This is a genomic window from Paraglaciecola sp. (assembly GCF_030730205.1).
Taxonomy (GTDB): domain Bacteria; phylum Pseudomonadota; class Gammaproteobacteria; order Enterobacterales; family Alteromonadaceae; genus Paraglaciecola.
Window position 1 is genome coordinate 1 of the sequence record NZ_JANQVQ010000095.1, and the last position, 4,210, is coordinate 4,210.

Annotated in this window: 4 protein-coding genes; all 4 read right to left on the reverse strand. The window is 40.5% G+C overall.

All coding sequences use genetic code 11. From position 1 onward, the window contains the following. Window positions 1-221: 221 nt before the first annotated feature. On the reverse strand, window positions 222-911 hold the full coding sequence (locus NWQ57_RS07810; RefSeq protein WP_306021584.1) for a response regulator: 690 nt from the start codon (window positions 909-911) through the stop codon (window positions 222-224). Then, the gene (locus NWQ57_RS07815; RefSeq protein WP_306021585.1) at window positions 908-2,335 is read right to left on the reverse strand and encodes an ATP-binding protein; all 1,428 of its coding nucleotides are present in this window, start codon (window positions 2,333-2,335) and stop codon (window positions 908-910) included. The genes NWQ57_RS07810 and NWQ57_RS07815 overlap by 4 nt, the downstream gene beginning before the upstream one ends. A 77-nt stretch (window positions 2,336-2,412) precedes the next feature. Continuing rightward, complete coding sequence (locus NWQ57_RS07820) at window positions 2,413-2,958, reverse strand: hypothetical protein (RefSeq protein WP_306021586.1); 546 nt, start codon at window positions 2,956-2,958, stop codon at window positions 2,413-2,415. A gap of 20 nt (window positions 2,959-2,978) precedes the next feature. Beyond that, window positions 2,979-3,968, reverse strand: coding sequence for a YHYH protein (locus tag NWQ57_RS07825; RefSeq protein ID WP_306021587.1), 990 nt, complete (start codon window positions 3,966-3,968; stop codon window positions 2,979-2,981). Between the last annotated feature and the right edge of the window lie 242 nt (window positions 3,969-4,210).

The following is a 4,210-nucleotide window of genomic DNA, read 5'->3' on the forward strand; positions in this document are numbered from 1 at the left end:
TTAACTTGCAGTTCCTGCGCTATTTTTTCAATTATCATGTGATTACCTTACTTTTATCCAGATGCATATATAGGGTTGAGAGACACAAAACACCAGTAATGATTTAAGAAAATTAACGATATTATTTAGTATTTTGGCGCAAACCACTCATTTTGTCTTAAGATCAGAGTTAGGGAAGGATAAATGATAAATTTTTAGGACTTATTCAAGATCGCCGCACATTATTCGATTTTGTAACCTATACCGTAAACCGAGTGCAGTAGTTCTTTGTCAGATAAGGAGGCGGCAAGTTTATTGCGAAGATTTTTCATATGGCTATCAATAGTGCGGTAGCTCACTATTCGACCATCCTCATAACATGAGTGCATTAACTTATCGCGCGAGAGCACGACACCAGGTTTGTTCACTAAGGCATGTAATAAGCGAAACTCTACTGGGGTTAACTCTACCGGTTGTTGATTGACTAAACATTGGAAGCGTTCTAAATGTAACTCTATGTGCTGATAGCTTAGTGTTTTCTCTTGTTTAGTTGAGGGCGGTAACTGTGTTCTGCGCAATACAGCTTTTACCCGTGCTACAACTTCACGTGCTGAAAAAGGCTTGCAAACATAATCGTCAGCACCGAATCCTAAACCCATAAGTCGGTCGATTTCGTCTACTCGTGCAGTCAGCATTAAAATCGGAACATGTGAAAATTGTCTGACTTCCTTACAAATAGTTAAACCGTCCTTATTGGGTAACATGAGATCGAGAATAATAAAATCGGGATTGTCACGCTTAATAACTTCTATAGCATGCAGACCATCATCAAGCATCTGTGTTTTAAAGCCTTCAATATGCAAAAAATCCGCTAAGATTCTGGCGATTTTTGGTTCGTCTTCGATGATCAAGACATGTTGAGTTTGATTCATGTGATTTCTCTTTTCGTCGGCAATTCAATCTCAATCAGCAGCCCACCTAGGCGAGAGGGGTGGGCAGATATTTTACCGTTATGGGCTTCGGTAATATTTTTGCAAATACTTAAGCCCAAACCTGCGCCACTTTTACGACGTGTTCTCGCTGAATCTTGGCGATAAAGAGGTTCAAAGAGCAACTCACATTCAGCTTCAGGCACCGATGGCATAGAGTCTTCCACTCTCATTTTGATGGCAAACTCGGTTTTTTGCACAGACACAGCTATCTGCCCAGGTGCATCTGTATAGGTCAGGGCATTTTTAAGTAGATTTATACATAGTTGTTCTAATCGATGGTGATCGGCCTCAAGCCAGGGCTCGTTTTTACTCTGAATATTTAAGGTTAAGCCTTTGGCTTCAATTTGGTTACCTAAAGAATTGATTGCTTTTACTAAACATTCGTTAAGGTTAGTGGGGGCAAACACATAACGTAAACCACCTATATCAGACAGAGATAACTCATACAGGTCGTTGACTAAGTGATTCATCAAACTAATTTCTTGTTCTAAAGAATCTAGTTGTTGTTGATCAAATGGACGAATACCCGCTTTAAGCGCATCTATTTCACCATATAAAATACTCAATGGGGTACGTAATTCATGAGAAATATCGGCTAACCAACGATTTTTGGCTGTGCGGTTTTTGTCTAAGGTTTGCGCTAAATTTTGCACATCGTCCATCAATTGACCTAGTTCATCTTTTCCAGTTTGCACATACCGCAGGGAGTAATCGCCTCTCGATAGTTGTGATACGCCGCTAAGTAACAGGCGTAGTGGCTTTAGTAACCATTGGGCTAACATCCAAGACATCAGACAGGCGATCAACAAACTAAATAATCCAATAAAAATACTGGTCCATAATTGTTCGCGTGAAAATGCACTGGCCAGTGGCGACGGCCAGCTCTGTAATTCTCCAATCAAGTCGCCTTCAATGTAGAGTGGTAATCGAATGTTAGCTCTTTTGGTTGGTGGATTATTCTCGCCGGCTAACCATAGACCATCAACACCAAATAAGGCCGTCGGAGGGCCAATGTCTCTGCGCCTTTTTGGTTTATCTTGATATGGAATTAGATTCGCATTTTTGTCCGCTAGAGGCGGAAAGCGTGGTGGTGGTCTGTTCTGAGGTCTTGGCCTTTGAGCAGGAAAATGACGGCTTAAATAAGATTCTAAATCTTGTTGAGTAAGGTCGCCCCAACTTCGATTATGTTGTTGATAATATTCGATAAGATCATCAGCTATTGATTGTAAACGTTCTTTTTCTTGTAGGGTGATAAAATCAAGAAAACCACGTTCAAAACTCCATCTCGCTAAGGAAAGTGTCGCAAGTAAAATGATCGACGTTAGCCCCAGTACGGACAAAAATAGTTTGCTGGAAATACGCATAAAATCAGTGGTTATATCCCATTCTGTGCACACAAATAGTGTGATGAACTAAAAATGACTATATACAAGATACTCAATCAATTTAAGTTGTTTACGAAAAAATCGATACTATTAGCGTCGGGTGTTAATTCGACTATTTGTTTTTTATGATCAGATCGACGAGTCGCAGTTATTTCAAGAACCTGTTCGCTTTTTTCGTTGCCAAATAGCTTCGTTGCAAAGCTTAGTACATCTTCTTTTTGGTCCAAGGTAAATCTACCCATTACCGTCACTTGTGACAACGTTTGGTTTGTGCCGTCATGGGATGAAACGGGGGAAAGTATAAATCCTTTTAACGGTCGCTCACCGTTTTGATCACTTAACACAATGTTGTTTTTGACGGATTCAACAATAGCTGAGCGATGCATGTTAAATTCCAACATAGATATTTCGCCATTTTTATCGTCGTCGAGGTTGTTGAAAGCTGAAATAGGTAAAGATAGCACCATGTAAACATTATCTTCGACAATATTTAAGGTGCCATGTTGGGCAACCATCAAATGTGCGTGGGCTGATAATGGCATTATCATGTTGAACGTAAACACGCTCAAGGCGCTAACAATTGAACGTTTCGTCAGAAGCATAAAATAATCTCCAAAGTTATTTAAAGCGCGCCTTTTACGCAGCGTTGAAAATAGGGGTAACTGTCGGTTGCATAATAATGATAAATACCTTCAGGAAACTCAGGGGTTACACCACTTCGACCATTACATTCATCTAGATCGCCAGAACCTGAAACGTATTGCCAGTCCTGTTTAAATGTTCCTAGGGGAAAGTCTTGGACTGATGGTCTACTGGTACTGACCTCTGTCACGAGTTGATAACTTCCTGTCATTGTTTTTAAAGAAGAACTACTATCAGAGGCCACACTGTAGCCATAACGCGCATAAATAGGAAAACCATCTGCCGCCCAACCGATGAGCGTCATTGTAGTGGCGTTGCCACCCGATTTTGTTATAAAACCTTCTGGCATACCATGATAGTGATACGAACCACCCGGTTGTACATGAGCATTGTTATCATCAGTACCGAAGTCAAAAGCACTTTGACCTAAGGCTTCAATGCTCCAATTGCCTTCATTTCCTATTAAGCTACAAGAATTACCTGAATCATTACAACTTCCAGCCGTATCAGCATCTATCTTCACGCCATTTAGTACAAAACCAGTTGTTCCGCGAGGACCGCCCAATGTCGTTACAGTTGAAGTTGCTATTGGTGTAAGGGTAAAGCTGGCAGAGACAGATTGTTCGCTAATGCTATTTGGATTATTGGTATTTGGAAATGTGCCAACTTCGTGGTCTGGTATACCATTGGCGATTAGGTTTCTGGTCGAACCGTTACAACTCCAATCTGAGCTGCTCATTGACGCAACCGATGGTGAGTCATTGTATTCATTGTAAATATAAACACACAGTACACCGTCTGTAGAATCTGTGGTAAGAGCCGTACCGTTGTCAGTTGTACCACTAGAACCCGTTGTTTCACTGATTGGAGTGGCACTTGAATTATTACCACTACCGCAAGCAAGTAACAATGCTGCTAACAGGCTCATAGTGATTATTTTAAAACTGGATGAATATAGTCGTTTGTTCATTTTTGATAGCCTATTTACTGTATGTATAGGAATCATAACGACCAAATGTGCAGAAATTGTTTAGAAGTAGCGGAGAAACAAAGGTTATTGAAAGTAAAGTACTATGCGCTGAATTGCGCTACTTGGCGTCACACAAACCAATAGTCTATTGTTCAAAGGCCTTTTTATAGTTAATTGAATTGATAAGCCATTCTTTCTCACCAGAGGGGGTATTAACCACAGCACTATCGTCAACTTGTTTT